27 protein-coding genes and 1 pseudogene are annotated in these 26534 nt (G+C 71.3%); 14 read left to right on the top strand and 14 right to left on the bottom strand.

Going from position 1 to position 26534, the window contains the following annotated elements; translation table 11 throughout:
- Positions 1-58 precede the first annotated feature (58 nt).
- From ACFY9I_RS20695 to ACFY9I_RS20665, 7 genes and pseudogenes are all read left to right on the top strand, one after another.
- Positions 59-1390 carry an Nramp family divalent metal transporter gene (locus ACFY9I_RS20695; protein ID WP_391003563.1) on the top strand — a complete coding sequence of 444 codons (1332 nt, stop codon included), beginning with the start codon at positions 59-61 and terminating at the stop codon, positions 1388-1390.
- Positions 1387-2889: an amidase gene (locus tag ACFY9I_RS20690; RefSeq protein ID WP_391003561.1), complete on the top strand. Its 1503-nt coding sequence runs from the start codon at positions 1387-1389 to the stop codon at positions 2887-2889. The genes ACFY9I_RS20695 and ACFY9I_RS20690 overlap by 4 nt, the downstream gene beginning before the upstream one ends.
- A gap of 290 nt (positions 2890-3179) precedes the next feature.
- Positions 3180-3436 (top strand): annotated as a pseudogene (locus tag ACFY9I_RS20685) (MFS transporter); the annotation flags it as partial.
- Between the two features lie 178 nt (positions 3437-3614).
- Positions 3615-3806, top strand: a complete 192-nt coding sequence (gene tgmA, locus ACFY9I_RS20680; protein ID WP_391003559.1) for a putative ATP-grasp-modified RiPP — start codon at positions 3615-3617, stop codon at positions 3804-3806.
- A 17-nt stretch (positions 3807-3823) separates the two neighbouring features.
- On the top strand, positions 3824-4807 hold the full coding sequence (tgmB, locus tag ACFY9I_RS20675; protein WP_391003557.1) for an ATP-grasp ribosomal peptide maturase: 984 nt from the start codon (positions 3824-3826) through the stop codon (positions 4805-4807).
- Between the two features lie 92 nt (positions 4808-4899).
- Positions 4900-5700, top strand: a complete 801-nt coding sequence (locus ACFY9I_RS20670) for a maleylpyruvate isomerase family mycothiol-dependent enzyme (protein WP_391003555.1) — start codon at positions 4900-4902, stop codon at positions 5698-5700.
- Positions 5701-5760: 60 nt separating this feature from the next.
- A complete protein-coding gene (locus ACFY9I_RS20665; protein WP_391003553.1) occupies positions 5761-6084 on the top strand; it encodes a DUF6332 family protein in 324 nt (107 codons plus the stop codon).
- 149 nt (positions 6085-6233) lie between these two features.
- Here the strand turns inward: ACFY9I_RS20665 and ACFY9I_RS20660 are convergent, their stop codons facing one another.
- Entirely contained in the window at positions 6234-6419 is a 186-nt protein-coding gene (locus ACFY9I_RS20660) for a hypothetical protein (RefSeq protein WP_391003551.1), read from the bottom strand.
- A gap of 148 nt (positions 6420-6567) precedes the next feature.
- Here ACFY9I_RS20660 and ACFY9I_RS20655 point away from each other — a divergent pair, with 148 nt between their 5' ends.
- Entirely contained in the window at positions 6568-6741 is a 174-nt protein-coding gene (locus tag ACFY9I_RS20655; RefSeq protein WP_391003549.1) for a hypothetical protein, read from the top strand.
- Here the strand turns inward: ACFY9I_RS20655 and ACFY9I_RS20650 are convergent.
- The 3 genes from ACFY9I_RS20650 to ACFY9I_RS20640 form a co-directional block, all read right to left on the bottom strand.
- A complete protein-coding gene (locus ACFY9I_RS20650; RefSeq protein WP_391003723.1) occupies positions 6731-8068 on the bottom strand; it encodes an MFS transporter in 1338 nt (445 codons plus the stop codon). The genes ACFY9I_RS20655 and ACFY9I_RS20650 overlap by 11 nt on opposite strands.
- A gap of 5 nt (positions 8069-8073) precedes the next feature.
- A complete protein-coding gene (locus tag ACFY9I_RS20645) occupies positions 8074-8733 on the bottom strand; it encodes a helix-turn-helix domain-containing protein (RefSeq protein ID WP_391003722.1) in 660 nt (219 codons plus the stop codon).
- A 431-nt stretch (positions 8734-9164) separates the two neighbouring features.
- On the bottom strand, positions 9165-10370 hold the full coding sequence (locus ACFY9I_RS20640) for a geranylgeranyl reductase family protein (RefSeq protein WP_391003547.1): 1206 nt from the start codon (positions 10368-10370) through the stop codon (positions 9165-9167).
- 182 nt (positions 10371-10552) lie between these two features.
- Here ACFY9I_RS20640 and ACFY9I_RS20635 point away from each other — a divergent pair, with 182 nt between their 5' ends.
- Entirely contained in the window at positions 10553-11911 is a 1359-nt protein-coding gene (locus tag ACFY9I_RS20635; RefSeq protein ID WP_391003545.1) for a M20/M25/M40 family metallo-hydrolase, read from the top strand.
- A 38-nt stretch (positions 11912-11949) separates the two neighbouring features.
- On the opposite strand, the gene ACFY9I_RS20630 is transcribed toward ACFY9I_RS20635, so the two are convergent.
- The 3 genes from ACFY9I_RS20630 to ACFY9I_RS20620 form a co-directional block, all read right to left on the bottom strand.
- Positions 11950-12990, bottom strand: coding sequence for an NUDIX domain-containing protein (locus ACFY9I_RS20630; protein WP_391003543.1), 1041 nt, complete (start codon positions 12988-12990; stop codon positions 11950-11952).
- 168 nt (positions 12991-13158) lie between these two features.
- Positions 13159-13395, bottom strand: a complete 237-nt coding sequence (locus ACFY9I_RS20625) for a hypothetical protein (RefSeq protein ID WP_391003541.1) — start codon at positions 13393-13395, stop codon at positions 13159-13161.
- A 250-nt stretch (positions 13396-13645) separates the two neighbouring features.
- The gene (locus ACFY9I_RS20620; RefSeq protein ID WP_391003539.1) at positions 13646-14602 is read right to left on the bottom strand and encodes an ROK family protein; all 957 of its coding nucleotides are present in this window, start codon (positions 14600-14602) and stop codon (positions 13646-13648) included.
- 300 nt (positions 14603-14902) lie between these two features.
- Between ACFY9I_RS20620 and ACFY9I_RS20615 the strand changes: the two genes are divergently transcribed.
- Positions 14903-15952 (top strand): substrate-binding domain-containing protein, encoded by a 1050-nt coding sequence (locus tag ACFY9I_RS20615; protein WP_391003537.1) that lies wholly within the window; start codon positions 14903-14905, stop codon positions 15950-15952.
- A gap of 3 nt (positions 15953-15955) precedes the next feature.
- Positions 15956-16723, top strand: coding sequence for a hypothetical protein (locus tag ACFY9I_RS20610; protein WP_391003535.1), 768 nt, complete (start codon positions 15956-15958; stop codon positions 16721-16723).
- Between the two features lie 10 nt (positions 16724-16733).
- On the opposite strand, the gene ACFY9I_RS20605 is transcribed toward ACFY9I_RS20610, so the two are convergent.
- Positions 16734-18587: a protein kinase gene (locus tag ACFY9I_RS20605; protein ID WP_391003533.1), complete on the bottom strand. Its 1854-nt coding sequence runs from the start codon at positions 18585-18587 to the stop codon at positions 16734-16736.
- Between the two features lie 131 nt (positions 18588-18718).
- Positions 18719-20023, bottom strand: coding sequence for a DUF6986 family protein (locus ACFY9I_RS20600; RefSeq protein ID WP_391003531.1), 1305 nt, complete (start codon positions 20021-20023; stop codon positions 18719-18721).
- Between the two features lie 191 nt (positions 20024-20214).
- Between ACFY9I_RS20600 and ACFY9I_RS20595 the strand changes: the two genes are divergently transcribed.
- The gene (locus tag ACFY9I_RS20595) at positions 20215-21120 is read left to right on the top strand and encodes an endonuclease/exonuclease/phosphatase family protein (RefSeq protein ID WP_391003529.1); all 906 of its coding nucleotides are present in this window, start codon (positions 20215-20217) and stop codon (positions 21118-21120) included.
- A gap of 61 nt (positions 21121-21181) precedes the next feature.
- On the opposite strand, the gene ACFY9I_RS20590 is transcribed toward ACFY9I_RS20595, so the two are convergent.
- From ACFY9I_RS20590 to ACFY9I_RS20575, 4 genes are all read right to left on the bottom strand, one after another.
- Positions 21182-22144, bottom strand: coding sequence for an FAD-binding protein (locus ACFY9I_RS20590; protein ID WP_391003527.1), 963 nt, complete (start codon positions 22142-22144; stop codon positions 21182-21184).
- Positions 22145-22363: 219 nt separating this feature from the next.
- Positions 22364-23149, bottom strand: coding sequence for an electron transfer flavoprotein subunit beta/FixA family protein (locus tag ACFY9I_RS20585; RefSeq protein WP_391003525.1), 786 nt, complete (start codon positions 23147-23149; stop codon positions 22364-22366).
- 204 nt (positions 23150-23353) lie between these two features.
- Positions 23354-23863, bottom strand: a complete 510-nt coding sequence (locus ACFY9I_RS20580) for a flavin reductase (protein WP_391003523.1) — start codon at positions 23861-23863, stop codon at positions 23354-23356.
- 181 nt (positions 23864-24044) lie between these two features.
- Positions 24045-24458, bottom strand: coding sequence for a thioredoxin domain-containing protein (locus tag ACFY9I_RS20575; protein WP_391003522.1), 414 nt, complete (start codon positions 24456-24458; stop codon positions 24045-24047).
- Between the two features lie 74 nt (positions 24459-24532).
- On the opposite strand from ACFY9I_RS20575, the gene ACFY9I_RS20570 reads away from it, so the two are divergent.
- Complete coding sequence (locus ACFY9I_RS20570; RefSeq protein WP_391003520.1) at positions 24533-24949, top strand: DUF4395 family protein; 417 nt, start codon at positions 24533-24535, stop codon at positions 24947-24949.
- 185 nt (positions 24950-25134) lie between these two features.
- Complete coding sequence (locus ACFY9I_RS20565; RefSeq protein WP_391003519.1) at positions 25135-25863, top strand: 1-acyl-sn-glycerol-3-phosphate acyltransferase; 729 nt, start codon at positions 25135-25137, stop codon at positions 25861-25863.
- A gap of 7 nt (positions 25864-25870) precedes the next feature.
- On the opposite strand, the gene ACFY9I_RS20560 is transcribed toward ACFY9I_RS20565, so the two are convergent.
- Complete coding sequence (locus tag ACFY9I_RS20560; RefSeq protein ID WP_391003517.1) at positions 25871-26464, bottom strand: transglutaminase domain-containing protein; 594 nt, start codon at positions 26462-26464, stop codon at positions 25871-25873.
- Positions 26465-26534: the final 70 nt, after the last annotated feature.

Below are 26534 nucleotides of genomic sequence, written 5' to 3'. Positions count from 1 at the left end.
CATGACTCCCGTAACTCCCGTGACTTCCATGACTTCCGTGACTTCCTGACGTACGGAGATGGTCGACGTGACCGTGACTCCCGGCAGTCCCCCACGTTCCCCGGCCGCCGACTGCGCCACGCCGCCGCGGCCCCGGTCCGCCGGCACCCGGCGGGGCCGGGCGGCTCTCCTGGGTCCCGGTCTGGTGCTCGCCGCCGCGAGTGTGGGCGCGGGCGACATGGTGACCTCGCTCGCGGGAGCCGCCGGGTACGGGATGGCGTTGATGTGGGCGATCGTCATCGGTGTCGTCCTGAAGTACGGGCTCACCGAGGCGGTGGGGCGGCTGTACCTGGCGACCGGGCAGACCGTGATCTCGAGCCTGAGGTCGGCCGCCCGCTGGCTGCCGGCGGCGTTCATGCTCTTCGTCCTGGTGATCGGGCTGCTCTACGGGGCGGCGCTCGGCTCCGTGGCGTCCCTGGCGCTGTCCACGCTCTTTCCCGTACTGCCGGTCAGGCCCGTGGCCGTGGCGATCGCGCTGGTGGCTGCCGCGATCGTGTACATCGGTCGGTACTCGGTGTTCGAGCGGGTGATGAGCGTCTTCATGCTCGCCAAGTTCCTCGGCATGGCCGTCCTGGCCGTGGCCACCCTCACCACCGCCGACGATCTGCCCGGCCTGCTCGGCACGCTGCGCCCGAGACTGCCGGAGGGGGACCTGGTGACGGTGCTGGCGCTGATCGGCGGGGTGGGCGGCACGGCCGGGATCGCCTCGTACAGCTACTGGGTGCGGGAGAAGGGCTGGGCGGACCGGAGCCGGCTGCGGCTCATGCGCGCGGACTCGGCCGTGAGTTACGGCGTCACCCTGCTGTTCGTACTCTGCACGACGGTGGTGGGCACCGGGCTGCTGTACGGCACGGGCGGCAGCATCACCGGCAGCGACGGGCTGACCGCGCTCGCCGATCCCCTGGGCGCCGATCTGGGCTCGGTGGCGCGGGTGCTGTTCCTGGGGACGTTCTTCCTGGTCACGTTGAGCGCCCTGGTCGGCGGCTTCAACGGCCTGTGCTACCTGCTGGCCGACTCACTGCGGGCGCTGCGCGGCATCCCGGACGCCGAGGCGGAGCCCCACATCGCGCAGAACGGGCGCCCGTTCCGTGCCTTCGTCCTGTACTGCGCCGTCACCTCGGTCGCCGTCACCTTCATGGGGCGGCCGGTGTCCCTGGTGCTCACCTACGCCGCCGTCGGCTCGCTGATCCTGCCGCTGCTCTCCGGCGCCCTGCTGGTCCTGCTCAACCGCCGGAGCGTGGAGCCGGCGCTGCGCAGTCGCCTCACCTCGAACGTACTGCTGGGGGGCTCGTTCGCGCTCTTCGGAGTGCTCGCCGTCGTCCAGCTCGCGGACTCCCTGGGAGGAGCGTGAACCACCACGTGCATGACCTCGTCGACCACCCCGAGCGCTACCCCGTGCACCCGACGGGCGACGCGGACGCCACGGACGACCTGTGCTTCCGGACCGCGTACGAACTCTCCGTCGCCCTCGCGCGACGTGAGATCTCCGCGCGCGAGGTGATGACCGCCCATCTGGAACGGATCGAGCAGGTCGATCCGGCGGTGAACGCGATCGTGACACTGGTGGCCGACCGGGCGCTGGAGCGGGCGGCCGAGGCGGACGACCGGATGGCGGCCGGGGAGCCGGTCGGCCCGCTGCACGGGCTGCCCGTCGCGCACAAGGACCTGCACGACACGGCGGGCATCCGGACGACGTCCGGCTCACCGATCTTCGCCGACCGGGTCCCCGACCGTGACCATCTGGTCGTCGAGCGGCTGCGGAAGGCCGGGGCGATCACCCTCGGCAAGACCAACGTCCCGGAACTGGGACTGGGTTCACACACCGTCAACCCCGTCTTCGGCGCCACCCGCAACCCGTACGACCTCTCGCGCAGCGCGGGCGGCAGCAGCGGCGGCGCGGCGGCTGCCCTCGCATGCGGGATGCAACCCATCGCCGACGGCAGCGACACCGGTGGCTCACTGCGCAATCCCGCGTCCTTCAACAACGTGGTGGGGCTGCGCCCGTCGCCGGGCAGGGTGCCGTCCTGGCCGGACAAGGCGCCGTGGGGTCAGCTGTCGGTCAAGGGACCGATGGCCCGCACGGTGGCGGACGTCGCCCTGACCCTGTCCGTGCTGGCCGGGCCCGACCCCCGCGACCCGCGCTCCCTGCAGACACCCGGCTCGACCTTCGCGTGGCAACTCGACGGCAAGTCCCAGGGTTTGCGGGTCGCCTGGTCGCCCGATCTCGGCGGTGCCGTGCCTGTCGACCCGGAGGTGCGGGAGGCGCTGCGCCCGGCGGCCGAGGTGTTCGCCGCGCTGGGCTGCGAGGTCGAGGAGGACTGCCCGGACCTCACCGGCGCGGACGAGGTGTTCCTCGCCCAGCGCGCCTGGCAGGTGGAGCTCTCCTACGGGCCGCTGCTGGACGAGCACCGCGACCGGCTGGCCCCGGACGTGATCTGGAACATCGAGGAGGGCCGCAGACTCACCGGACCCGATCTCGGGCGGGCGCAGGCGCTGCACGGCGCCCTCTTCCACCGGACCCGCGAGTTCTTCGAGCGGTACGACCTGCTGTTGCTGCCGGTCAGCCAGGTCGCGCCCTTCGACATCGACCTGGCGTATCCCACGGTCGTGGACGGCACGCCCATGGAGACCTATCTGGACTGGATGCGCTCGGCGTACCTGATCTCCGTGACGGGTTGCCCCGCCCTGTCCGTCCCGGCCGGTTTCACCCCCGGCGGCCTGCCGGTCGGGCTGCAGATCGTCGGTCCGCACCGGCGGGACTGGTCGGTCCTCAAGGCCGGGCACGTCTTCGAGCGGGCTACCAGGGTCGGCGAGCGCCGGCCGCCGGTGGTGACGGCCCGAACCGTCTAGCGCGTGCTGTCCGGGGCGGGGCTGGGGGCCGTGTCCCGTTCTCCTCAGCGGCTCCGGAGCCCCGCATCCCCCTCCCCTACGGCCTCCTCGTGTGTACGTGACGCTTGGGTGCACCGCGCCCCGGCCATCCAGGGTGTGTGCCCTGGCCGGGGACGCCCAGGCTGGTGGAGGACGCGCAGAACGGGAAGGCCGCCGCCCCAGCGCCTCGCGGACCGGATCTCCGCCGTCTTCGTCCCCGTCGCGGTCGCCCTCGCTCTCCGTTTCCCATGGACCTCCCATGGACCGAGGAATTGCTCGGCTTCGCGATCACCGGTCTGGGCCTGGCCAACATCTTCCCCGTCGCCATCGATCGCGCCGGCGCGCTGCCGGCCCGAACGGCGTGGCCACCGCCTCCGCCCTCGGCCGTCTCGGCATGCTGCTCGGCCCGCCCGCGATCGGATTCATGGCCGAATGGTTCTCCCTGCCCGCCGCGCTCACCAGCGTCGCCGTACTCGCCGCCTTCGCCTCGGTCATCGCGTTCACCACCCGGCACTCGACAGCGAATTGACCACTCACGGTTGCCCCGTGACACCTCGCGGTGCATGAGGCCGAGCCCCGGACAACATGAGGCAACCATTCAGTCGTTCGATTCGTATAACTCCCTGGAGGCACCGCGACCCGGCCGAACAAAGGGCGGCCGGAGCGTCACCATCCGCTTTTCCGGATGGTCCGGACAAGGAGAAACGATGCGACTGTTCGTGCTCAACTACGCTCGCTCCACTGAGCAGTTGGAGTTCAGCGCTCCGTACAGCTACGACTCCGCGCTGCAGTTGAACGTGCTCGCCGACGGGCGGATAGCCGCTCATGACCAGGGTCTGATGAGGGAATTGGGGGCGACGACATCCACGGCTGGTTCGAAGACCCATTTCGACGACTGAACGCGGAACCGTCGACGATGACCGTGCTGATCCTGACGTGTGAACAGGACGTGACGGCGGATCTGGTGGTGGCACAGCTCAACAGGACCGGCGTACCGGTGGTCCGGCTCGACCCCGCCGACCTGCCCGGCGGGGTGGCGCTCTCCGGCGAGTACGTGCACGGCGCCTTCCGCGGGCATCTGTCCGCCGGGGGGCGCCTGGTGAGCATGAGCGGACTGAGGTCCATCTGGCTGCGTCGGCCGGGGGTCGCGGCCAGCAGGGTCGTCGAACCGTCCGCCTGGCTCACCGAGGAGTCCTCACAGGCCCTGTACGGCATGCTGCGCGGCACGGGCGCGCGCTGGATGAACGACCCCGACGCGGCCCGGAGGGCCCGCCACAAGCCCTGGCAGCTACGGCACGCCCAGAGCTGCGGCCTCCCCGTGCCGGCCACGCTGATCACCACGTTCCCGCAGGCCGCGCGCGACTTCGCCGAGCGCTTCCCGGACCTGGTGGTCAAGCCGGTGTCCGGCACTCATCCGCAGGAACCGCCCAGGACGGTCCCGACCAGCCGGATCGCGCCCGGCACCGACTTCACCGCCGTCGCCTTCGGTCCGACGCTGCTGCAGCGCCGGATCGCCAAGACCGCCGACATCCGGCTCACCGCCGTCGGTGACCGGATGATGGCCGCCCGCAAGGCGGTCGCCCCGGACGCGCACCCCGACGAGGTGGACGTCCGTTTCGCCCCCTCCACCGCACCCTGGCAGCCGGTCGACGTCCCGTCGCGCACGGCCGCAGCCGTACGCGCCTATCTGCGTGACGCCGGACTCTCCTACGGGGCCTTCGACTTCGCGGAGGACGCGGAGGGCTTGTGGTGGTTCCTGGAGTGCAACCAGTCGGGCCAGTTCGGGTTTGTGGAGATGGACACCGGCCAGCCGATCGCCCGCAGCGTCGCCGACTGGCTGGCGCACGAGAAGCCCGGGCCGGATACCCGCCCCGACGGCCCGGTGCCGGCGACACCGTGACGGGCCGTGCGCCCGCCCGGCCCACCGGTCACAGGCTCCCCGTCCGGCATGAGCGGGTACGTCGAGCGGACTCCATCCGGCAGACTCGCCCCATGGAGACCGCCGAGCACATCAGAGCGCTGGACGAGGCAGGACGGCTGCTGGCCGAGGCTGCCCGGAAGGCCGGTACGGACGCCGAGGTCCCGACCTGCCCGGACTGGCGGGTACGGGACCTGCTGCGACACACGGGAACGGTGCACCGCTGGGCCACGACGCACATCGCCGAGGGCCACACCACGCCGCGGGCAACGGACGGCGGGCCCGGCCTCGACGGTGAGCCGCTGCTGAACTGGTTCGAGGAGGGGCACCGACGCCTCGTCGTCACGCTGCGCGCCGCACCGGCCGACCTCGAGTGCTGGAGCTTCCTGCCCGCTCCCTCCCCTCTGGCTTTCTGGGCACGCCGCCAGGCCCATGAGACGGCCGTGCACCGCGCCGACGCGGAGTCCGCGCTCGGCGGCGAGCCCGGCGGCCCCGCCCCGGCCCTCGCGGTCGACGGCATCGACGAGTTGCTCATGGGCTTCCACGCGCGCCCCAAGAGCCGCGTGCGCACCGGTACACCGCGTGTGCTGCGGGTGCGGGCGACGGACACGAACACCGTCTGGACCGTACGACTGTCCACCGAGCCGCCCGCGGCGCGACGATCCGAGGCGGACACCGAGAAGCCCGTGAACACCATGGGCTCCGTGAACACCATGGGCTCCGAGACCGTCGAGGGCGGTGCCGACTGCGAGGTATCGGGCCCGGCACCCCGCCTGTACCTCTCCCTCTGGAACCGGCTCCCCTTCCCGGCCGTAACGGGCGACGCCTCGCTCGCCGAACTGTGGCGGAAGACCTCGGCCATCACCATGGACTAGGCCGCTCCAGGAGCTACCGACCTCCTTGTCGGGTACGCCCACCGCCCTCACACTCGATCCATGGGGAGACGAACGCAGGCCGAGCGGGACGCGATGACCACGGAGATCGGTTTCGCGCTCTTCGCGGGGGCGGTGCTGGCGGGCGCGGCCTACTTCAGCGTGACGGAACTCCTGCCGAGCCTCTTCGAGTCGCTGCGGGGCCGTTGGAGCCTGGTCGGCCCTCTCGCGTTCACGGCGACCGTGGTGGTGTTCATCGCGGTCGTCACGATCGTACTGACCCGCTTCCGGCACGCCACGCGAGCCGGCCGACAGGCCACCGCACCTCCCGACCGGCCGGGCTCCGCTCGGTCCGGCAAGCCCGGTGGCATCGACCCCGACTCGTAGGCCGACACGACGGCCGACGGGCACTCCTGCGCCGTCGGCCGGTGGTGCACCACGTGTTCCAGGCGAATGCGCCCTGCCGCTGCCGAGAGTCGCCCGGCGTCGCAGACGTACGCCCGCCCGCCACCCGCCTCCTCCCGTCGCGGGCGGTGTCAGCGCACCAGCGCCTCGGACCGGTGCACCAGACCGACGTGGTCGGCGAGTTGGGCCGCCGCGCGCCGGAAGAACACCGCACGGTCCGATCGGGCGCGAGGTCCTCGGCCATCCGCCGCGCCTCGGGCCGCCTCGGCGGGCAGCTTCCCACTGCGCCACGCCTTGTCCTGGTAGGCGTCGCGCACGATTCGGATCAGCCACAGCCCGACACGGGACGCGGCAGGCAGGGTCGCGTCTGGCGCGGCGAGCCTGGCACGGGCGAACCGTGGACCAGCGCGTACCCGTGCACGGACACCGCGCCGTACTCCCGACGTCGTCTTCGGACTGTTCGCGATGTGCGGCCACCAGTTCTCGCCGAGAGCCGCCGACTTCTCCGACGCCCGGCGGCAGCGGACCAACACCGTCGCCAGGCCCGGCGCTCGACACCGTGTGCTGTTCGACAGCCATCGCATCGACGCCGCCGTCGAACAGTCGGCCGCCGACAGTTCCACGAACGTCAAGTCGTGACATCCGCTCGCTTTCGCGGAGCGTTCTCCTCAGGGTGCCGCTTCAGGGCGCCTCTCCCTCCCGGACGGTCCATCTCGCGCCACTCCGGACGCAGTCCTGCCAGGTTCGTGGTGAGGAAGTACGCGGCCCCGCAGGCGAGGAGTACGGGCACAAGCCCGGCGGAGGCCACCGCCACCCCGGCGAACAGCCCACCGAGAGGGATACCCGACCAGGCCAACGAGTCGCCCAGCGCGTTGACCCGGCCCAGCATCCGGCGCGGCACCCGTTCGAGGAGGACGGCCCCGATCACCGGATTGAGGAAGCCCGCACCGAATCCGCTGACGGCGAAGACGGCCAGCACCGCTCCCAGCGGGGCGTCGAAGGCGAGGATCAAGAATCGCGGCGCCCCGGCCAACAGGAACCCGGCGAAGAACACGACCCTGCGCCGCAGCCGGTGTGCGGCCACCGCGGCGATCAGGCTCCCGGCAACCGCCGCGGCCCCCATCGCGCTGCCTGTGAGGCCGATCGCGGTGGGCCCGTTGCCGGACTCCTTGGCCCAGACGGGCATGAGAACCGTCATGAACGCCGCATCGAGCAGGTTGGTGATGCCCACCATGACGATGACGGTGCGCAGCAGCGGCTCGGTGCGCAGAAAGGTGAAGCCTTCGCCGAATCGTTTCCAGTAGCCCGCTTTCGCGTCTCCGACCTGCGACGAGGCACCTTCTACCGACTCTCTCGCGCGGCGAGGCGACACCAGGGCGATGATCACAGCCCCGAGAGCAAAGCAACCCGCGTTGACGACGAGACCTGTCAAGGGGCCGAGCAGCGCCACCAAGGCGCCACCGGCCGCCGGGCCGACGGTGGAGGCGAGCCGTTCGGTCACGCCGGACAGGCCGGTGGCCCGCTCCAGCGGCACTCCCGCACGCTCCGCCGCCTCAGGGACCATGACTTCCTTGGCCAGGTCGCCGGGTCCTCGGGCGGCCCCGATCACCGCGACCAGGGCGAGCAGAAGCGGAAAGGACAGCAGGTCCAAGGCGTGGAACAGGGGGACCGCGGCGGCAGCGGCCGCGCTGGCGAGGTCCGTGGTCCAGGAAACGGTCCGTGGGCCGACCCGGTCCACCAGTGGTCCGGTGAGCGCCTTGACCACCACATAGAGAGCCATCTCGAAGAAGGCCACCAGCCCGGTCCGGGTGGCGCTGCCGGTCGTGACCAGCACGAACCAGGGCAGCGCGACCGCCGAGACCCGCGTACCGGTCAGCGACACAGCCATGGCCGCCAACACTCCACCCAGCGGCCATAAGGACCGCCTGCCGGATAAGCCGTCGCCGCTCCGGGACGCCTCTGTCATGTCTGTCATGGCGTCTCCGTTCCTGTCACAGTCTCAGGACTGGCGTGCGCCTCCGGCTCCGGCGCGGCGGGGGCATCCAGTTCCGGCAAGACGTGCGTGATGACGCCGACCCGCTCGGCTCCCTCCGGGGCAGTCGCCGCCGCCTCGGGCGTGTCTTTCCGGTAGCGGGCGATGACGGCCCTCAACTCCTGCCGCAAGGCGACGGCCTCTTCGGGCGTGAGCCGCAAGGCCCAGTCACTCATGTCGAAGGTGTCCCGCCACTCGCGGGGCATCGTCTGCAACTCGTTCAGCGTCTGCTGAGTGCGCAAGGTGTAAGTGGCGGCGACGGACTGCAGGAAGGCCAGGGTAGCCTCGGGCTCCCGATCGACCAGCTCCCGGTCTTTGAGCTCCGTCATCTGATGCACCGAACGCCACCAGCGCTCCCGCGCGTTACCGCGCTTCGCGTCCTCCTCGACGAAACCAGCCGCGCCGAGTTGGCGCAGGTGATAGCTGGCAGTCCCGGAATTCACGCCCAGCCGCTCCGCGAGCCGGGTGGCTGTCGACGGGCCGTACTTGCGCAGCAGCCCGACCAGATGCACACGCACCGGATGCGCCATGGCACGCAGCCCCTTGGCATCCAGAACAACTGAGTCCTCTTCACCGTAGGGGCTCTCCGGCCCCTTCATCGCATCGGTCACACCGCAAGGCTAGACCGCGAAGACTTCTTCGCAAAGAGTTCTTTGCGAAGAAGTCTTCGCGGTCTAGCCTGCCGTCGCGAGGTTTCCGCTGCTCACCTCACCGACCGGTGCAATGAATTCGGTGTGCTTCGGACGACGATTCACGAGGCGCTCAGAGCATGGACACAGCCCGCCCGTGGCGCCCGCCTGGCCTTCCATCGGCCCGACCAAGGAACAGGTCCGTCACGCCAGGGACTTGATCACCACATCGGATGCGAGGCTCGTCGGCGGGCGGGACAGCAGAACCTCAAGGTGCCCAGCTGTGCGGGCGGGGCCGCCCCAACCGACCGACCGATCCGGTCCGGCGTCTCCGCCCGCGCCCCCACCCTCGCCCGAGCGCGCCTCAGGCGTAGCCCGGCCCCCGCCCGCAACCGAAACGCCTACCTGTCCAACGCCGTCAGCGCCCGCTGGGCGATCGGGCGGCCTCGGACGATCTCTCCCAGGGAAGTCGACCCTCGGGTGATGTCGACGAAGGCCCGCCAGGCAGGGCGGAAGCCGGTGAGCGCCGCGTGGAAGAGTCCGGGCCGCCGCTCGAAGGCGATCAGGAGCCGCTTGCCGACGCTCATCTCGACGCCGAGCCCCGCCTTCACGGCGAACGCGTAGTTCAGCGCCTGACGGCGGGTGTCCACCGCGTCGTGCGCCTCGGCGATCCGTACCGCCCACTCCCCCGCGAGCCGTCCCGAGCGCAGCGCGAAGGAGATGCCCTCCCGGGTCCACGGCTCCAGCAGCCCCGCCGCGTCCCCACACACCAGCACCCGCCCGCGCGAGAGCGGAGAGTCGTCGGCGCGGCACCGCGTCAAGTGGCCGGACGAGACGCTGGGTTCGAAGCCGGCGAGGCCGAGCCGCCCGATGAAGTCCTCCAGGTACCGCTTGGTGGCGGCTCCTTCGCCGCGCGCGGAGATGACACCCACCGTCAGCGTGTCGCCCTTGGGGAAGACCCAGCCGTAACTCCCGGGCATCGGGCCCCAGTCGATGAGGACGCGGCCCTTCCAGTCCTCGGCGACGGTCTCCGGGACGGGGATCTCCGCCTCCAGGCCGAGGTCGACCTGTTCGAGCTTCACCCCGACATGGGCTCCTATGCGGCTGGCACTGCCGTCGGCTCCGACGACGGCGCGGGCCAGCAGCGTCTCACCGCCCTGCAGGACGACGGCGACCGTGCGCCGGTCCGGCACGGCCGAGCCGTGCTGCTCGACACGGGTGACCGTGACGCCCGTCCGCAGCTCCGCGCCCGCCTTCTGGGCGTGCTCCACGAGTTGCTGGTCGAACTCGGGCCGGTTGATCAGCCCGAACAGCATCTGCTTGGACTTGCGCGTCCGGGCGTAGCGCCCGTCCAGGGAGAAGGTGACCGCGTGCACACGGTCCTTGAAGGGCAGTTCGAAACCGGGCGGCAGCGCGTCGCGGGAGGGGCCGATGATGCCGCCGCCGCACGTCTTGTAGCGAGGCAGCTCCGCCTTCTCCAGCAACAGGACGCTGCGTCCCGCGACCGCCGCCGCGTAGGCGGCCGAAGCCCCTGCCGGGCCCGCGCCCACCACGACGACGTCCCACACCCGCTGTCCGTCGTCCGCCGAAGAGTTCTCGCTGCTCACGATGGTCTACTGCTCCCGATCCAGCCGCCTGCCGCACCTGTCCCACGCATCCTACGGCGGGTTCCGCCGAGGACCGCTGTGGGAGGATCGGCAGCGCATGCGCCCTACACCGACACACCGGGGAGGGGCGTACGCGGCCCCATCCCCAGAAGGACAACGTCGCACCCACGAGGAGCGTGCCCATGCCGTCGAACCCGGTCGCCGAGACCGTCGCCTCGCTGATGCCCAGGGCGAAGGAGGAGCTCACCGAACTGGTGGCCTTCAAGTCGGTGGCGGACTTCGACCAGTATCCGAGGAGCGAGAGCGAGGGCGCCGCCAACTGGGTCGCCGACGCGCTGCGCGCCGAGGGTTTCCAGGACGTGGCCCTGCTCGACACCCCGGACGGCACCCAGTCCGTGTACGGCTACCTCCCGGGACCCGAGGGCGCGAAGACCGTCCTGCTCTACGCCCACTACGACGTGCAGCCTCCGCTGGACGAGACGGCCTGGGTGTCGCCGCCGTTCGAGCTGACCGAGCGCGACGGCCGCTGGTACGGGCGCGGCGCGGCCGACTGCAAGGGCGGCGTGATCATGCATCTGCTGGCCCTGCGGGCGCTGAAGGCGAACGGCGGGGTGCCCGTTCACATCAAGGTGATCGCCGAGGGCTCCGAGGAGATGGGCACCGGCGGGCTCCAGCAGTACGCCGAGGCGCACCCGGAACTGCTCGCCGCCGACACCGTCGTCATCGGCGACGCCGGCAACTTCCGTGCCGGCCTGCCGACGGTCACCTCCTCCCTGCGCGGCATGATCCTCATGCGGGTGAAGGTCGACGCCCTGGAGGGCAACCTGCACTCGGGCCAGTTCGGAGGCGCGGCCCCCGACGCGTTGGCCGCGCTCATCCGGGTACTGGACTCCCTGCGCGCCGAGGACGGCACGACGACCGTCGACGGACTCGCGAGCGACGGGGTGTGGGACGGGCTGGCTTACGACGACGAGCAGTTCCGCGAGGACGCCAAGGTGCTCGACGGTGTGGACCTGGTCGGCTCCGACGCCGTCGCCGACCGGATCTGGGCCCGTCCGGCCGCCACCGTGCTCGGTATCGACGCCCCGCCGGTGGTCGGCGCGACCCCGTCGATCCAGGCGAGCGCCCGCGCCCTGGTCGGTCTGCGCGTGCCGCCCGGCGTGGACGTCCAGCAGGCGGTCAAGCTGCTCGAGGCCCACCTGGTGGCCCACACCCCTTGGGGTGCCCGGGTGAGCTGCGAACTGATCGGCCACGGCCAGGCGTTCCGCGCCGACACCTCCAGTCCGGCGTACGAGGCGATGGCCGCGGCCATGGCCGTCGCCTACCCCGGCCAGGAGATGCAGTACGCGGGCCACGGCGGCTCCATCCCCTTGTGCAACGCCCTCGCCGCCCTCTACCCGACCGCCGAGATCCTGCTCATCGGCCTGAGCGAGCCCGAAGCCCAGATCCACGCGGTCAACGAGAGCGTGTCACCCGAGGAGTTGGAGCGCATGTCGGTGACGGAGGCGTTGTTCCTGCGCAACTACGCAGAGTCCCGTTAGGGCACCGTCAGGGCCGGCCACGGACGGCGGCGAACCCGTCACACCGGCACGCCGGCCTCCAGGTACATCGCCGCTCCCCTCTCCCGTGCCCGCAGCGCCCAGCGCAACCGCTCGTACCGAACCGGCGGCAGCAGATCCGCCGCTTCCTCCTCGGTCACGAAACGCCAGCCGCGCAGCTCGGGCCCGGGCAGTACGGGTCGCTGCGCCCCCGCCGTGTCGAGGCATCCCCCGTCGAAGAGCAGGCGCAGCCCCCCGTACCCGGGCGGCGTCGGCGCCTCCCAGTCCACAACGAGCAGCCGGGGCAGGGTCTCCAGCCGTATTCCGGTCTCCTCGTGCACCTCGCGCACACCCGCCCGCGCCGGCGCCTCCCCTGCCTCCACCACCCCGCCGGGGAACTCCCATCCGGCCTTGTACGTCGGGTCGACGAGCAACACACGGTCGTGCTCGTCGAACAACAACACCCCCGAGGCGACCGTCTCGGCGGTCGGCTCGGGGGTCTGCACGATGTCGCACACGGGTACGTCGTCGGTGGCGACGGCGTCGGCGATGCGCCGCGCGGTCTCGTACGGGGTGAGGGCGCCGGTGTCGACGAGGTGGGCATCGGCGGTGAGCCAGCCGCCGAGGGCCGCGCGATAGGGCGCGATGTGGTCGTACGCCCATTGACGCATGCGCATCTCGCCGTCGGGGAGGTCGGGGGGGATCTCCCGCCCGGCTATTCGCTCCCGCAGTATCGTTTCGGCCGGTGCCAGGAGCAGATGCCGCACGGGTATGCGGCGGGCGGCGAGGCCGCCGAAGATCTCGTCACGGTACTCCTGGCGGAGCAGGGTCATGGGGACCACGAGAGTGCCGCCCAGCTCGGCGAGCAGGGCGGCGGCGGTGTCGACCACGAGCCGACGCCAGCTCGGCAGGTCCTGGAAGTCGCCGACCTCTGCGAGGCGTTTGGCCGGCAGCATGTGTGTCAGTGCGCCGCCGATGACCTCGGGGTCGAAGAGCGTGCTGTTCGGGATCAGTTCGATCAGTTCCCGTGCGGTGGTGGTCTTCCCCGCACCGAACGCGCCGTTGATCCAAACGACGGTCACGGTTCCCCCTCTTCGGTTGACCCCCTGAGGCTTGCCCTCCACTCCGCCACGGAAACCAGGCGCTGATGAGGAGCCGGAAGACGACGCGGCGGGCCCCCGCCCAGTGGGGGCCCGCCGCCTGCACCGGGATGGGAACGGAGGGGAAATCCGCCGCCCGCTACGAGGCCGTCAGCCTTCCTTGCCGCCCTTGCCCTCCTGACCGCCCAACGCGTCCTCGTCGACGGCCAGGCTGTCGCTGGAGACCGTCTTGCCTACTTTGCCGAGCGTGCCCTCGACGTCCAGTTTGCTCAGCGCGTCCGTCTTCCCGAGGGTGTCCGCGGCTTCGAGACCGTGCGACGGCGTGATGGCCGCGACGACGAAGCCGGTGGCGAGGGAGGCGATGGCGAGCATGCTGCGCTTCTTCATGCCCCGCTCAACTGCGGAAGGGGGCGGGGGGTCACGCTCCGTTTTCGGCGTTTTGCTCCCCACCGCACGAGGCCGGGATTCGACCATGCTGCACCGCGGTCATCGCAAGTGGTCGTGCGGCCGCAGTGGCTGCCGCCGCGCACCGGCCTTCCCACCTCAGCGGCTTCGGCCGCCTCAGCGCCTCGGCACCCGGGCCCCCGAGCGCACACCTCCCGCATCCCGAGCATCCCGGGCCCCCGGGCCACCCCCATCACCCCACCCCGGCCACCGGCGTGCTCGGTCGGCGTGCGAGCGCCGCCGCGGCCGCGCCCACCAGGCCCGCGTCCGTGCCCATCACGGCAGGGGCGATGGTGAGGCGCTGGACGAAGGACAGGGTGGCGTAGTTCTTGAGGGCCGAGCGGAGAGGGGCGAAGAGGACGTCGCCGGCGCCCGCGACACCGCCGCCGATGACGGCGATGTCGATCTCGACGAGCGTGGCGGTCGCGGCGATCCCGGCGGCGAGCGCCTGCGCGGCGCGTTCGAAGGAGGCCACGGCGACCGGGTCACCGGCCCGCGCGGCGGCGGCGACCGCGGCGGCGGAGGCGTCGCCGTCGGGATTGGGCCGCCAGCCGTTCTCCAGGGCGCGGCGGGCGATGTTGGGGCCGCTGGCGATGCGCTCGACGCAACCGCGCGCACCGCAGGGGCAGGGGTCGCCGTCGAGGTCGACACTGATGTGCCCGATGTGACCGGCGTTGCCGGTGGGGCCCGCGTGGAGTTGTCCACCGAGGACGAGGCCGCCGCCGACGCCGGTGGACACGACCATGCAGAGGGCGTTGTCGTGGCCGCGCGCCGCGCCCTGCCAGTGCTCGGCCGCCGTGATGGCCACGCCGTCGCCGATCAGCTCGACGGGGAGCCCTCCGGTGACCGCCCGGACCCGCTCGACGAGGGGGAAGCCGCGCCAGCCGGGGACGTTGACGGGGCTCACCGTGCCGGTGGACGCGTCCACCGGGCCCGCGCTGCCTATCCCGAGGGCCGTGGCGCCGCTCCACCGAGGGGCGGCGGTCAGCTCGCCGAGGACCTCCTCGACGGCCCGCATCACGGTGTCGCCGTCCTCCCGCGCGGGCGTCGGGCGCTGCGCGCGCACCAGGATCCGGCCGTGGCCGTCCACCAGCGCTCCGGCGATCTTGGTGCCGCCGATGTCGAGCGCGGCCACGAGGTCGGTCTGCATCAGTGTCAGTTCTCCCGCTGCGAGTCTCCTACCGGGCGCCCGGATCCAGCGACGCCCGGATCTCCGGCCGGAGAACGGCAGCACGACGCTCGCCTGGTGGGGGGCGCCGGCCGGAGAATGCAATAGACAGTCTCCCCCGGCCGTGACAACGTTGTCCAGGCTCTATGCTCAAGCCACATCCTCAACAGCCGCACAATTTCGACACGGCACCACCGGCCGCACCACGGAGGCTCTGAACCGCTGCGGACGACAGGACACCCGTGGACGACAGGACCGGCGTGGACGACAGGACAGGACACAGTGCCCGAGACCGCCAACGGCATCGCCCGCCGCCCCGAGAACCGCTATGGCAACCGTCCCACGATGAAGGACGTCGCCGCCCGGGCCGGAGTGGGCCTGAAGACGGTCTCCCGGGTGGTGAACGGGGAGCCGGGGGTCACCCCGGACACCGAGCGCCGGGTCCAGGAGGCGATCGACGCGCTCGGCTTCCGGCGCAACGACAGTGCGCGGGTGCTGCGCAAGGGCCGGACGGCCAGCATCGGCCTGGTCCTGGAGGACCTCGCCGACCCGTTCTACGGCCCGCTCAGCCGGGCGGTGGAGGAGGTGTCCCGCGCGCACGGCTCGCTGCTGATCAACGGCTCCAGCGCCGAGGACCCGGACCGTGAGCAGGAGTTGACGCTGGCCCTGTGCGCCCGCCGGGTGGACGGCCTAGTCATCATCCCGGCCGGCGACGACCACCGTTACCTGGAGCCCGAGATCAGGGCGGGCGTCGCCACGGTGTTCGTGGACCGCCCGGCCGGGCTGATCGACGCCGACGTGGTGCTGTCGGACAGCTTCGGCGGGGCCCGTGACGGAGTCGCCCACCTCATCGCCCACGGCCACCGCCGGATCGGTTTCATCGGCGACATGCCCCGCATCCACACCGCCGCCGAGCGGTTGCGCGGTTACCGGGCGGCCATGGAGGACGCGGGCATACCGGTCGAGGACACGTGGATGTCCCTCGGCGTCACGGACCCCGAGCGGGTGCGCAGGGCGGCCGAGGACATGCTGTCCGGCCCGGCACCCGTCACGGCCGTCTTCGCGGGCAACAACCGGGTGACGGTCACGGTCGTACGGGTCCTGGCCGAGGTTTCCCGGCCGGTCGCCCTGGTCGGCTTCGACGACTTCGAGCTGGCCGACCTGCTCAGGCCCGGCATCACGGTGGTCGCCCAGGACCCGGCCCGGCTGGGCCGTACCGCCGCCGAGCGTCTCTTCCAGCAGTTGGACGGCTCCCTCGTCACCCCGGAGCGCATCGAGCTGCCGACCCGGCTGATCGCCCGCGGCTCAGGCGAACTCCCGCCCGCGGACTGACCCATGGCCGCCCCCGACCCCCGTACGCTCGAAGCGCTCGGCCTCGCCGTGGCGCCGCGCGAGGACCCGCTGAGCTATCCGGGCGCGTGGCCCGCCGAGTCCGGGCTGCTGGACGGCAACCGGATGCTCCCGTTGGACACGCTCACCTACGAGGACCGCTTCCCCGTCCTGTCCGTCGGCTCCAACGCCTGCCCCGCGCAGCTCGCGCACAAGATGGCGGAGCACGGTGTGGAGTGCCGGATCCCGATGGTCAAGGCCAGGGTGACCGGCATCGGGATCGGCGTCTCCGCCCACGTCAGCCTGCTCGGCTACCTGTCGGCGTCGCCCTTCCACTCCCCCGACACCACCCGCGAACTGTTCCTGACCTGGCTGGACGAGGCGCAGCTCGCCGTCGTCGACGCGAGCGAGGGCGTCGACTCACCGACCGGGAACTTCCACCGGGCCCTTCTCCCCGCCGTCGACTTCCGGGTCGAGTTGGAGTCCGGCGATGTCCTCGACCACGCCTGGATCTACGTCAACCGATGGGGCATCCTGCGCGACGGCGGCCCCGGCCCACGCCCCCACCCCGGACGGCAGCGCCCGCTGATCAGCGAACTCCTCTCCGTCTCCCCGGAACTGCGGGAACTGTTCGGCACCACGCCCGACGAGTTCAGCGCCCGAGCGCGCGGCGACCGGGATCTCTGCGCGCGGGGCCGGGAGTTGTTCGCCGAGCGGAGGTGGACGACGGTGTCGGGGCTGGAGCGTTACGTACGGCCGCATCCACGGTCCTGACGTACCGGGCTCAGCAGACCGGGAGGCCGGGGACCGGGGCGTCGTTGTCACCGCCCTGGATGTAGACGTCGCTGACGTAGACGTCCCTGTTGCCGCTGTCGTCGTCGGTCCTGGCCCACCAGACGTTGGTCCACTCGCCGTGGGTCTCACGGCGGCCCAGGTTCTGCTGGCAGTAGAAATAGTTGGTGCCCTGGTTGAGGACCCCGACCTCGGTGCCGGACGCGGTGTAGGACTTGGCGGTGGTCCAGACCGTGCAGTTGTACTTGCCGCCACCGATCGGGTGGCACACCGGTTCCTGCGAGGCCGTAGCCCCGGTGCCGGAGCCGGTCGTACCGCCGCCGGTGGAGCCGTCCGGGCTGTCCGAACCGTCCGAGCCGCCGCCGGTCACGGCGCCGCTCGTGTTCCTCGACGGGGAGGCGGAGGCCTCGGGCTCCTTCTCCTCCTTCTCGTCGGACGTGCCGCTCGGGGCCGCGGACTTCTCGACGTCCTTCTTCTTGGCGTCGGAGTCGTCGGAGAGGTCGATCGTGCCCCGGCTGCGGCCCGGGGAGGGCGCGCCGCTGCTCGACTCGGTGATCGAGGGCTGGGCACCCGACTCGGAGTCGTCGTCCCCGGTGAGCAGCGCGATCGTGGTGCCGGCGGCCGCGAGGACGACGGTGACGGCCACGGCGGCGAGGAGGGCACGGCCCTTGCGGGGGCGGCCGGACGAGGACGAGGACAGGGTGGTGACGGCTCCCGACGGGGGCACGGGTGCCTGCGACGCGCCCGGTACGGGGCCGCCGACCTCGGGGGACGCCCCCGTACCGGGTCCGGTGGCCGGCTGCGTGGGCCCGAAGCCGGGGGTCGGGCCCGTCCCGGCGGGGCCGGCGCCGGTCCCTGCGGGCGCCGTGCCCGCGGTCGGTGGTCCGAAGCCCGGCGGCACCGACGGGACGCTCCGCTCGGTCTCCGCCCTCGGCTGCGGCTCCGCCCTCGGCTGCGGGCCGGGCCCGGCCGCCGGGGAGTCCGGCGCGCCCCCGGCGGCCACGGTCTCCAGCAGTTCCCGTGCCCGGTCGGCGTCCGGGCGGTTCTCCGGACGCTTGTCCATGAGTGCGCGCAGGACCGGCGCGAGCGGCCCGGCCCGCTGCGGTTCGGGCAGCGGGTCCACCACGATCGCGGTGAGCGTCGACCAGGTGGACGTACGCCGGAAAGGGGAGGAGCCCTCCACTGCCGCGTACAGCGTGGCGCCGAGTGCCCAGATGTCGGAGGCGGGGCCGGGGTCGTTGCCCTTGGCACGTTCGGGGGCCAGGTAGTCGATGGAGCCCACGAGTTCGCCGCTGCGGGTGAGGTGGGTGGCGGAACCGTCCCCGGGGTCCTCCATGGTGGCGATGCCGAAGTCGGTGAGGACCACGCGGCCCGAACGGTCCAGGAGGATGTTGCCGGGCTTGACATCGCGGTGCAGGACGCCGGCCCGGTGGGCAGCGGCGAGTGCGTCCATCACCTCGGCCCCGATGCCGGCCGCCTCGCGTGGGTCGAGCGGGCCCCGGTCGCGCAGGACGTCGTCCAGGGACGGCCCGTCGACGAGCTCCATGACGATCAGCGGACGGCCGTCGATCTCGGCCACGTCGTGCACGGCGATGACGCCGGGGTGCCGGACACGGGCGGCGGCCCGGGCCTCGCGCTGCATCCTCAGGCCCAGGGCGGCCAGTTCGGGTGCGGCCGCGTCCGTGAAGGTGCGCAGCTCCTTGAGGGCGACCTCGCGGTGGAGCACCTCGTCCACGGCCCGCCAGACGACGCCCATCCCGCCACGTCCGAGCTGCTCCACGACCCGGTACCGCCCGGCCAGCAGCCGTCCGACGCCGTCCGCCTGTTCGTTCGCCCCCGAAGACACCCGCGCCCCGTTCCTGTGACACACCGATGAGTGGGCGTACAGACTACGGTGCCGGGAGGGGCGGCCCTGACCGGCGGCAACGGCTGTCACAGGACCGGCACTTGCCGCCGCTCACGGCCGCCGGTCGACCGCTACGGGCTGGAGATCGTCAGGTCCGCCCGCCGAGGTGTCGCGAAGCCCTCCAGGTCGGCGCGGGTCAGGCCGGTCGCCCGGGACACCTCGTCGATGTCGAGGGCGCCGCAGTCGAGGCCCCGCAGCAGGTAGCCGCTGAGGGCCTTGGCCGTGGCGGGCTCGTCCATCACGTCGCCGCCGGCCCGGTTCGCGTACCGGGCGAGGCGGGCGGCTGCCTGTGCGCAGCCCTCGCGGTAGAAGGCGAAGACGGCCGCGTAGCGGGTGGGAATGTGGCCGGGATGCATGTCCCAGCCCTGGTAGTAGGCGCGGGCGAGGGCACGGCGGGTGAGTCCGTAATGCAGTCGCCAGGCAGCGTGGACCTTCTCCGTCGTGCCGACCGGCAGGACGTTGGTGGAGCCGTCCGAGACACGGACGCCGGTGCCGGCCGCCGCGACCTGCATGATCGCCTTGGCGTGGTCGGCGGCGGGGTGGTCGCTGGCCTGGTGGGCGGCGGAGACGCCGAGGCACGCGCTGTAGTCGAAGGTGCCGTAGTGCAGGCCGGTGGCGCGGCCCTCGGCGGCGTCGATCATGCGGGCGACGGTGGCGGTGCCGTCGGCGGCGAGGATGGACTGGCTGGTCTCGATCTGGATCTCGAAGCCGATCCGGCCGGGCTCCAGCCCGCGCGCCTTCTCGAAGGCCTCCAGGAGCCGGACCATGGCGGTGACCTGTTCGGCGTAGGTGACCTTGGGCAGGGTCAGCACCAGCCCGTCCGGCAGGCCACCGGCCTCCAGCAGCCCGGTGAGGAAGATGTCCAGGGTGCGGATGCCCCGATCGCGTACTGGCGCCTCCATGCACTTCATGCGGATGCCCATGTACGGGGCGGCCGTGCCCTCGGCGTACGCCTCGGCGATCAGCCGGGCGGCGCGGGCGGCGGCCTTGTCCTCCTCGGCGTCGGGGCGTGGCCCGTAGCCGTCCTCGAAGTCCACGCGCAGGTCCTCGATGGGCTCGTGCTCCAGCTTGGCGCGGACCCGGTCGTACACGGGCGCGGCGAGATCGTCGTCGAGGCCGAGGACGGCGGCGAAGGAGGCGGCGTCGGGGGCGTGCTCGTGGAGGGCGGCGAGGGCCCGGTCGCCCCAGGTGCGGACGGTGTCGGCGGCGAAGACGTCACCGGGGACGTAGACGGTGTGCACGGGCTGGCGGGTGCCGGGGTCGCCCGGGTAGCGGCGCGCCAGCTCCGCGTCGACGGGCGCGAGGGAGGCGCTGATCTCCTCGCTGACGGCGCCCGCGAGACTCGTCGCCACGCTCTCCTGTCGGCCCTGCCCCATGCCAACCCCTCCATTTTCCGCACTACGGAAGCTACGATCCGCATGACGAAGCTAGCCGTCGATCTTCACCCCGGTCAACACCGTCTTGACGTGGGATTGCCCATGCTCACCGCTGGTCACTGCCGACCCGGCGTCTTTTTTCCGTATTCACTGGGCAAGGTTCATCCTGACTCCCCAGGGGAGGAGATCGCGTGCCGAAAGAGGTCGGAGTGACGCGTCGCCAAGGACTCAGGTCCGCGGCGGCCGCCGCCATCACCATGCCGCTGCTGACCACGGCGGGCTCGTCGCAACCCGCGTCCGCCGGTGAGCACGCGGGCGCACTGAACGTCATGTCGTTCAATGTGCGCTTCGCGACCGTCGTCGACGAGAGTCCGCGGTGGGCCGTGCGCCGTCCGGTGATGCGGGAGTTGCTGCGGCGCGAGCGACCCCATGTCATCGGCACCCAGGAGGGCCTGTACCAGCAGCTTCGCATGATCGAGAAGGATCTCGGCGGGCACTACGACTGGATCGGCACCGGCCGCGGGGGTGGCAGCAAGGACGAGTTCATGGCGATCTTCTACGACGCCCGCAGACTCGACCCGATCGAGTTCGATCACTTCTGGCTGTCGGACACCCCGTACACGATCGCCTCCAACACCTGGGGAGCAGACTGGCTGCGGATGGTGACCTGGGTCAGATTCGCCGATCTCGCCGACGGCGGGCGGGAGTTCTACGTCCTCAACACCCATCTGGACAGCGTCAGCCAGTACGCCCGGGAACGCTCCGCCAAGCTCATCGGGGAGACGATCGCCGGATGGGACCGGTCGTTGCCGGTCGTCGTCACGGGTGACTTCAACGCGACCGCCCACGACAACCGGGTGTACGACCTGATGCTGGAGGCCGGGCTGGTCGACGCCTGGGACGCGGCGGCCTCGCACGGCCAGGCGTACGCGACGTACCACGGCTACCGGGCGCTCAAGCCGGGCGGTCGGCGCATCGACTGGATTCTCACCTCGCCGGGGGTGACCACACACTGGGCGGCGATGAACACCTTCTCGGTGGACGGGATCTTCCCCAGCGACCATCTGCCGGTGCAGGCCTCGCTGACCCTGGGATGAGCGGGGCCCCCGCGACCGCGCGAGCGGTTGCGGGGGCCACGTGGTCCGGCAGGAGCGAGGCTCAGCCCTTGCGGGACTTGATCTCCTCGGTGAGCTGCGGGACGACGTCGAAGAGGTCGCCGACGACGCCGTAGTCGACCAGGTCGAAGATCGGGGCCTCGGCGTCCTTGTTGACCGCCACGATCGTCTTCGAGGTCTGCATACCGGCACGGTGCTGGATCGCGCCGGAGATGCCGGAGGCGATGTACAGCTGCGGGGAGACGGACTTGCCGGTCTGGCCGACCTGGTTGGTGTGCGGGTACCAGCCCGCGTCGACCGCGGCGCGGGAGGCACCGACGGCCGCGCCGAGGGAGTCGGCGAGCGCCTCGATGAGTCCGAAGTTCTCCGCGCCGTTGACGCCACGGCCACCGGAGACCACGATCGCGGCCTCGGTCAGCTCCGGGCGGCCGGTGGACTCACGCGGGGTGCGTCCGGTGACCTTGGTGCCGGTGGCCTGCGAGGAGAAGGACACCTCCAGCGCCTCGACCGCACCGGCGGCCGGGGCGGCCTCCACGGCGGCCGAGTTGGGCTTGACGGTGATGACCGGCGTGCCCTTGGAGACACGGGACTTGGTGGTGAAGGAGGCGGCGAACACCGACTGGGTCGCCACCGGGCCCTCGTCGGACGCCTCCAGGTCGACGGCGTCGGTGATGATGCCGGAGCCGATGCGCAGCGCGAGGCGGGCGGCGATCTCCTTGCCCTCGGCGGAGGACGGCACCAGCACGGCGGCCGGGGAGACGGCGGCGACGGCGACCTGCAGAGCGTCGACCTTGGGGACGACGAGGTAGTCGGCGTACTCGGAGGCGTCGTGGGTGAGGACCTTGACCGCGCCGTGCTCGGCGAGCGCGGCGGCGGTGTCGGCGGCGCCGGCACCGAGCGCGACGGCCACGGGCTCGCCGATGCGGCGGGCCAGGGTCAGCAGTTCGAGGGTGGGCTTGCGGACGGCACCGTCCACGTGGTCGACGTAGACGAGAACTTCAGCCATTACTACTCCTGGGCGAAAACCCCGAACTTCAGTCGGGGAAAGACAAGTTGACTGCTACGCTCCGCTCATGCCGTTTCGGCATCGGGCAGGGCTTGTCCGTCGTGAGGCCGTCTCGGTCGAACGAGAAGCCCCTTCGGGCGGAGTCACGGGATTGCTCTCCTGCGACAAGGCAATCCACCGGGGCGCGGTCGTGTTGCAACCGGCCCGCGCCGTCGACCCTTAGATGAACTTCTGGCCCGCGAGGAACTCAGCGAGCTGCTTGCCGCCCTCGCCCTCGTCCTTGACGATCGTGCCGGCGGTGCGCGCCGGGCGCTCGGCCGCGGAGTCGACGGCCGTCCAGGCGCCCTCCAGACCGACTTCCTCGGCCTCGATGTCCAGGTCGGACAGGTCCCAGGACTCCACCGGCTTCTTCTTGGCCGCCATGATGCCCTTGAAGGAGGGGTAACGGGCCTCGCCCGACTGGTCGGTGACCGACACGACCGCCGGAAGGGAAGCCTCGAGAATCTCGGAGGCGGCGTCCCCGTCACGGCGGCCCTTGACCGTGCCGTCCTCTACGGACACATCGGAGAGCAGGGTGACCTGCGGGACACCCAGACGCTCCGCCAGCAGCGCCGGCACGACACCCATCGTGCCGTCGGTGGAGGCCATACCGGAGATCACCAGGTCGTAACCGGCCTTCTCGATCGCCTTCGCCAGCACCAGCGACGTACCGATCGCGTCGGTGCCGTGCAGATCGTCGTCCTCCACGTGGATCGCCTTGTCCGCACCCATGGACAGCGCCTTGCGCAGCGCGTCCTTGGCGTCCTCCGGCCCCACGGTCAGCACGGTGATCTCGGCGTCGTCGGCCTCGTCGGCGATCTGCAGCGCCTGCTCCACCGCGTACTCGTCCAGCTCGGAGAGCAGACCGTCCACGTCGTCACGGTCGACGGTCAGGTCATCGGCGAAGTGCCGGTCGCCAGTGGCGTCGGGCACGTACTTCACAGTGACAACGATCCTCAAGCTCACGCCGGCTCTCCTACTGCATCGTCATTTCTGGGCTGCCTTCTTCCAGGCAGCATAGGCGCCTGGAGCGGCCGGTCCCGATCGGGGCGGCCTGCGCTCCGGCCGAAATATTACTCGCCAGTACGTCACCTACGTTCCCCCATTCCACGCACGCTGAGCAAGCGCTTTGGACTGTGAGTTAGGCAACCCTGTGTAATCGTGCGGGAATCAGTCTCGCAGACCGTTGAAGCGGCCCTGGTGGTAGAGCAACGGCCGCCCGGCGCCGGACGGGTCGCCCAGGAGCACCTCGGCCAGGACGATCCGGTGCTCGCCGGCCGGGACCCGGGCCACCACCCGGCAGACCAGCCAGGCAAGCACGTCGTCGAGGACGGGAACTCCTTCCGGGCCGCTACGCCATCCGGTGGGCGCCCCGAACCGGTCGGCGCCGCTGCGGGCGAAGGTGGCGGCCAGCTCCCGCTGGTGCTCCCCGAGTATGTGCACGCCCACGTGCTCCGCCCCGGAGACCGCCGGCCAGCTCGAGGCTCCGGTGCCGATGCCGAACGACAGCATCGGCGGCTCGGCGGAGACGGAGGTGAGCGAGGTGGCGGTGAAGCCGACCGGGCCGGCGGCGCCCTGAGCGGTGATCACGGCGACGCCGGCGGCGTGCCGTCGGAAAACGGAGCGCAGGAGGTCGGGCGAGGCGAGCTGGGGCGAACCGAGGCCGGAAGTGGCCGTCATGGAGCTGTCCTTCTGCCGGTGTCGACGGGCTCGTGCGTGGCTGCTCACGTTTGCGGACAGCACGAACTCGCCGTGCGGACCAGATCGACATGGACGCGCGCGAAGAGAAGGAGCTCCCGGGGCATACGGTCAGGCTGACGACGGATGAGGCACACAGTCAAGTCCGTCCCGGAATGCGGCTTCACACGGCCTCGCCGAGCGCGGCGATCACGTCCGCCCTGCGTGGCTGCCCGGTCGCCCGGCGCACGATCCGGCCGTCCGCGTCGAGGACGAGCACGGTCGGCGTCTTGAGGATGTCCAGCCGGCGTACGAGGTCGAGGTGTTCCTCGGCGTCGATCTCGACGTGGGCGACACCCGGGACCATGCCGGCCACGTCGGCGAGCACCCGGCGGGTCGCCCGGCACGGGGCGCAGAAGGCACTGGAGAACTGGACGAGCGTGGCCCGTTCGCCGAGGCCCTCCCCCAACTCCGCCGCGCCGAGCTGCTTGTCGCCGTCCCGCCCCCGCACCCTGACTCTCCCGCTCCGCCGCTGATGCAGCACTCCGTAGGCGCTCGCCATCGCGAGCACCAACCCACACACCACAAGTCCGGTCACAGCGTGCTTCAGCGTTCACGAGACCGCAAAGATTCCCGGTTCCCTCGGAGATCGGCCTACGGGATGCTTGACGCATGGACATCGATGTGAGGGGGCCCCGCTTCGCGGCGGCCGTGACGACCGTCGTTCTGGCGGTCGCTCTGATCACGGGCAGCGCCTGGCTGCTGGCCTGGCAGTCGTTCGCGTTCGCGCTGGGTGCCGCGGGCGGAGTGGGGCGTTCGCCGTACGGGTGGGTCTTCCGCACGTTCCTCCGGCCGCGGATCGGGCCGCCCACGCAGTTCGAGCCACCGCTTCCGCCGAGGTTCGCGCAGGCCGTGGGGCTGGTCTTCGCGCTGGTGGGGCTGATCGGGTTCACCGTGGGACCCGGGTGGCTGGGGCAGGCGGCGACCGGGGCGGCGCTCGCGGCGGCCTTCCTGAACGCGGTGTTCGGTTACTGCCTGGGGTGCGAGATGTACCTGCTCGTCCGACGGGTGACCGTACGCACGGATTAGAGCGGGGTGAAGACGCGCGCGTCGGTCGTGCGGCCGACGTGACGAGAATCTCGCCGCCTGGCGGCACCAGGACTGGCCACTCAGGCGTTCTTGGGGCACGATCTGCGAGATGCCGTAAACCTACGGCTGCGTAACTTCCCGCCGGGATACCCCTTCCCAGGCAGAGAGAAGGGTCCACTCCGCCCATGGCAGAGCTTGTCTACCGCCCCGCGATCGGTCTCGCCCGAACCCTGTTCAAGGTCTGGGACCTGAAGATCGACTGCAAGGGGTCGGAGAACATTCCGCGCTCGGGCGGCGCGGTGCTGGTGAGCAATCACATCGGCTACCTGGACTTCATCTTCGACGGCCTGGCGGCACTGCCGCAGAAGCGTCTGGTGCGCTTCATGGCCAAGGAATCGGTGTTCCGGCACAGGATCTCCGGTCCGTTGATGCGCAACATGCGGCACATCCCGGTGGACCGCAAGCAGGGTGAGGCGGCCTACGCGCACGCGCTGGACTCGCTGCGCTCCGGCGAAATCATCGGCGTCTTCCCCGAGGCCACCATCTCGCAGTCGTTCACCCTCAAGAGCTTCAAGTCGGGTGCCGCCCGGCTGGCCCAGGAGGCGGGTGTCCCGCTGATCCCGATGGCCGTGTGGGGCACACAGCGACTGTGGACCAAGGGCCACCCGCGCAACTTCAAGCGCAGCCACATCCCGATCACCATCCGGGTCGGTGAGGCGATAGAGGCCTCCAAGGACAAGTACGCGGGCGCCATCACGCGCCAAGTCCGCGAGCGCGTACAGGAGTTGCTGGAGGCCGCCCAGCGTGCCTACCCCGTCCGCCCCAAGGGCCCGGACGACACCTGGTGGATGCCCGCCCACCTCGGCGGCACGGCCCCGACCCCGGAGCAGGTCCGCGCGGCCGAGGCCCGCTGACCCTCCCCTACAGCGTCTCGGGGAGCGTCTTCCACAGGTACGACCGGTCGGGGGCGGCCCGAAGGGTCGCGAGCACCGCCGGGTGCGGTGCGGCGTACAGGAGCGGGTAGTCCACTTCGTCCGCGCGCGGGTCGGGCACCCAGGCCAGCCTCTCACCGGTCAGGGAGAACCGGGCGTCGACGCCCGGTTTGTTGCCGCGGGGGTCCTGACGGTGCCAGGCCCCGTGGAAGCGCACGGCGACCAGACCGTGTACGGCGTGCCCGTCGCCGTCGTCGTGCGCCAGCCGCTGGTAGCAGAGTGCCGTCGGGATGTCCTCGGCCCGCAGCAGCGCGGTGAGCGCGTGGGCCTTGGCGTAACAGATCCCGGTGCCCTGCTCCAGTACGTCGGAGGCGCGCCAGGTGACGCGCCGGTCTCCCGTGTCGGCCGAGTGCGGGATGGTGTCGCGGACGTACTCGAACGCCGCCCGCGCATAGGCATACGAGTCCGTCGCCCCCTTGGCGAGGTGCGCAGCTGTCTGCCGTATGCGCGGATGATGGTGATCGATGACCTCGTCAGCGATCAGATAAGCGGACAGATCAGGGGTTTGCTGGATCAGCTCCATGCCCGCGAGCATAGGAAAACGATCACCCGAGAGTCAATGACTTTTCAGGTGATCGCATATTTATGCAATT

Source organism: Streptomyces sp. NPDC012510, from assembly GCF_042955065.1.
In the GTDB taxonomy this organism is placed as follows: domain Bacteria; phylum Actinomycetota; class Actinomycetes; order Streptomycetales; family Streptomycetaceae; genus Streptomyces.
Note: the sequence above shows the minus strand (reverse complement) of the source record. Positions and strands in the feature narration are given on the sequence as shown.

Bases quoted from the DNA above. Each gene is read 5' to 3' on its own strand.
- ACFY9I_RS20695 (WP_391003563.1), top strand. From the start codon at position 59: ATGGTCGACGTGACCGTGACTCCCGGCAGTCCCCCACGTTCCCCGGCC.
- tgmA (WP_391003559.1), top strand. From the start codon at position 3,615: ATGCGACTGTTCGTGCTCAACTACGCTCGCTCCACTGAGCAGTTGGAG.
- tgmB (WP_391003557.1), top strand. From the start codon at position 3,824: ATGACCGTGCTGATCCTGACGTGTGAACAGGACGTGACGGCGGATCTG.
- ACFY9I_RS20670 (WP_391003555.1), top strand. From the start codon at position 4,900: ATGGAGACCGCCGAGCACATCAGAGCGCTGGACGAGGCAGGACGGCTG.
- ACFY9I_RS20665 (WP_391003553.1), top strand. From the start codon at position 5,761: ATGGGGAGACGAACGCAGGCCGAGCGGGACGCGATGACCACGGAGATC.
- ACFY9I_RS20655 (WP_391003549.1), top strand. From the start codon at position 6,568: ATGTGCGGCCACCAGTTCTCGCCGAGAGCCGCCGACTTCTCCGACGCC.
- ACFY9I_RS20650 (WP_391003723.1), bottom strand. From the start codon at position 8,068: ATGACAGAGGCGTCCCGGAGCGGCGACGGCTTATCCGGCAGGCGGTCC.
- ACFY9I_RS20645 (WP_391003722.1), bottom strand. From the start codon at position 8,733: ATGAAGGGGCCGGAGAGCCCCTACGGTGAAGAGGACTCAGTTGTTCTG.
- ACFY9I_RS20635 (WP_391003545.1), top strand. From the start codon at position 10,553: ATGCCGTCGAACCCGGTCGCCGAGACCGTCGCCTCGCTGATGCCCAGG.
- ACFY9I_RS20625 (WP_391003541.1), bottom strand. From the start codon at position 13,395: ATGAAGAAGCGCAGCATGCTCGCCATCGCCTCCCTCGCCACCGGCTTC.
- ACFY9I_RS20620 (WP_391003539.1), bottom strand. From the start codon at position 14,602: ATGCAGACCGACCTCGTGGCCGCGCTCGACATCGGCGGCACCAAGATC.
- ACFY9I_RS20610 (WP_391003535.1), top strand. From the start codon at position 15,956: ATGGCCGCCCCCGACCCCCGTACGCTCGAAGCGCTCGGCCTCGCCGTG.
- ACFY9I_RS20600 (WP_391003531.1), bottom strand. From the start codon at position 20,023: ATGGGGCAGGGCCGACAGGAGAGCGTGGCGACGAGTCTCGCGGGCGCC.
- ACFY9I_RS20590 (WP_391003527.1), bottom strand. From the start codon at position 22,144: ATGGCTGAAGTTCTCGTCTACGTCGACCACGTGGACGGTGCCGTCCGC.
- ACFY9I_RS20580 (WP_391003523.1), bottom strand. From the start codon at position 23,863: ATGACGGCCACTTCCGGCCTCGGTTCGCCCCAGCTCGCCTCGCCCGAC.
- ACFY9I_RS20570 (WP_391003520.1), top strand. From the start codon at position 24,533: ATGGACATCGATGTGAGGGGGCCCCGCTTCGCGGCGGCCGTGACGACC.
- ACFY9I_RS20565 (WP_391003519.1), top strand. From the start codon at position 25,135: ATGGCAGAGCTTGTCTACCGCCCCGCGATCGGTCTCGCCCGAACCCTG.
- ACFY9I_RS20560 (WP_391003517.1), bottom strand. From the start codon at position 26,464: ATGGAGCTGATCCAGCAAACCCCTGATCTGTCCGCTTATCTGATCGCT.